Origin of the sequence: Mesorhizobium sp. LNHC229A00, assembly GCF_000502415.1 — a bacterium.
Classification (GTDB): Bacteria; Pseudomonadota; Alphaproteobacteria; order Rhizobiales; family Rhizobiaceae; genus Mesorhizobium.
The window spans coordinates 1-1,910 of the sequence record NZ_AYWQ01000102.1 but is presented as its reverse complement, the minus strand read 5'-3'; the positions used below and the strand labels follow the sequence as shown (position 1 = coordinate 1,910).

Genomic DNA, 1,910 nt, shown 5'->3' with positions numbered 1-1,910 from the left:
CACGTATCCATTTGCGCAGCACATTCTCGTGCAGGTCCAGATCCCGAGCCGCTGCGCGACCGCAACACCCCGTTCCTTCACCAGCCTCACAGCCTCAGCTTGAACTCGCGGCTGAACTTTCTTCTCTCCATGGGAAAACTCCGGTTCCATCTTCAACACCTTAACTCGGTGTCCATGGAACCGGCAGCAGGCCATTGCTTGGGTCCCTCGCCATGACCTTACCGGGAGATCGTATCCCACCGATGGAAGTATCGACGTCGTCACACCCTTTGACTACATGGGCGTTGGTCAGCAGCTGATCGCCTGAAACAAAGAAACCCGACCCCGACATTCCGGTCGCCACCGTTTCGCCGCACTGTGGCGGACTAGGCGTGCTTAGGGCACTAGCCGGAGCTGGCGCGGGGGTGCATTCTACGTAGACATGTGTGTACGCGGCTTCCTGGAGATGTTGAGATAGACCTTCAGGAAACGGAGGCATTCGCTGTTTGTCCAACGGACACTTGGTGATCGGCTCATCGATCTCGCACTTGCTCACTCCAAAGTCCGTATCAGCCTGGCAGGCTTGGAGCATTTTGTTCCATGCGTCGGCTCCTTCGTTTATCCTAACCTTGTCGGCTACCCAGGCAGCCAGAAAGCCGTTCTTGTTCCAGAGCGACGAAGCCAGCTTCGCCATGAACTCCAGACGCCTGGTGTCTTGAACCAATCGCGGCCGCGACCGAAAGGTCCCGAAGGCTACCGCAACTCGGAGATGATGAGGCAGAGCTGGTCGTCAGCGTCGCCTGCGCCGACGTCGGGGAGCGCGGACCGGACGCAATCAGCTTCGCTCCGCGCAGATGACCAATAAAATCGCGGCTGATCTCCTTGCCGATGAAAGACGACAAACTCGGCGCGGGTGATCGGCTCGAAATGGGCGATGNTCGCTCCGCGCATATGACCAATAAAATCGCGGCTGATCTCCTTGCCGATGAAAGACGACAAACTCGGCGCGGGTGATCGGCTCGAAATGGGCGATGCACATCAGCACCAGCACTTCTGACTGCGTGAGGTCGGAGGATTATCCCATGGTCGCCCCCAGCTATTCGGCCACCCGATCAGCGCTTGCGAAATCGTTGGGCTTGGGAAGGAAGGCCGCATCGCGCCTGTCGGCGGCAACTGGTATGCGCCTCACATACGATGGAGCGCGATGGAAGAGGAGTTGGCGATGACCCGCACCGTCAGTTCCACAGCATACCTTATGCTACTTTCGCTTGAAAGATGTCGAAGGTAGTTGGGATGGTGACGCTTAATGATCGACCTGGCCAATTCGAAGCGCCGCATTCAATCGCGTTAGACCCTCGACGATCTCCCAGGCGCGAGCGACAAAGGCGGCAGCATCAGCCTCGGAGGCTCCGCTGCTGGCTACTCCATCCAACCGGGCCTGGACCACACTGGAATCAGCTTTGAGCTGCGAAGCCTGCGTGAGCTTGTCCCAAAATTCTTTGTCACTGATACCCAACCGGTCGGCTACGATTGTCGCCAGCGAAGCCAACAGGGCGACTATCGCGGTGATCAAACCCCAAGGCAGATTTGCCTTGTCGGACCCGAGCATTGCCACCAGCGAACTTGATGCCACGGCGCCGATGACGGCCGAGATCAGTTTAAAGCGGCTTCGCCAATTCATCCGTGCTCGAATGGCCTTGAAAATTTGATCGAATTCCTTGCTCGCCAGCTTGAGCGCGGCCAGCACCGCTTCGATCTTCGCCTTGGCAGGGGAAACCGGCTGGGATTGCGTGCCAGCCTCCTCGTCGCCAAACTGTTCTGGCACCCGAAGCCCGGCTCTCTTGTAGAGCGTTTCGAGCTTCCGCCCTTCCGCCCGATTGCGACCTGATACGAACCGCAGGAGCTCGAAATCCTTATCAACCCCGGTTTCT

General features: G+C 58.3%; 1 protein-coding gene and 3 pseudogenes. 1 reads left to right on the top strand and 3 read right to left on the bottom strand.

Annotated features, from left to right (window positions below):
* Both X742_RS1000000174640 and X742_RS1000000176875 read right to left on the bottom strand, forming a co-directional pair.
* A pseudogene (locus X742_RS1000000174640) lies at positions 1–131 on the bottom strand (transposase); the annotation flags it as partial.
* Positions 132–788: 657 nt separating this feature from the next.
* A pseudogene (locus X742_RS1000000176875) lies at positions 789–1,054 on the bottom strand (hypothetical protein); the annotation flags it as partial.
* Here X742_RS1000000176875 and X742_RS1000000174630 point away from each other — a divergent pair.
* A pseudogene (locus X742_RS1000000174630) lies at positions 1,053–1,205 on the top strand (hypothetical protein); the annotation flags it as partial. The pseudogenes X742_RS1000000176875 and X742_RS1000000174630 overlap by 2 nt on opposite strands.
* Before the next feature lie 77 nt (positions 1,206–1,282).
* Here X742_RS1000000174630 and X742_RS1000000175130 read toward each other — a convergent pair.
* Positions 1,283–1,910 (bottom strand): hypothetical protein (locus X742_RS1000000175130; protein WP_032925166.1); only part of this gene is annotated, 628 nt, incomplete at its 5' end.